Annotated in this window: 1 pseudogene; it reads left to right on the top strand. The window is 63.0% G+C overall.

The window, feature by feature from the left end:
- Window positions 1-319, top strand: a pseudogene (locus NE591_RS13635) (molybdopterin oxidoreductase); the annotation flags it as partial.

Below are 319 nucleotides of genomic sequence, written 5' to 3'. Positions count from 1 at the left end.
AGCGCAAGGACGCCCTGCTTGCTTGGAAGCCCCTGGTGAAGCCGATGTACGAGGCCCGCGAGGAGAAGCGCGTCTTCCGCGAGATCATCGAGCGCATGGGGTATAACCCCGACTACGCCTACCCGAAGAGCAACTACGACCAGTGGCTTGGCTACTTCCTCGGCATGCGCGTGCTGAATGAGGACGCGACGAAGTGGGAGCCGGTCATCACCCGGACCGAGGCCGACAACGAGAAGTACCACGCGAGCTACCCGGCCCAGGAGGGCAAGGTCGCCTTCGACCAGTTCATGGCCGACGGAAGCTATGTGGTTGAGCGCTC

This window comes from Adlercreutzia sp. DFI.6.23 (assembly GCF_024462535.1).
Taxonomy (GTDB): domain Bacteria; phylum Actinomycetota; class Coriobacteriia; order Coriobacteriales; family Eggerthellaceae; genus Adlercreutzia; species Adlercreutzia rubneri.
The sequence above is the reverse complement of the archived record's forward strand: the minus strand, read 5'-3'. Positions and strand labels throughout refer to the sequence as shown.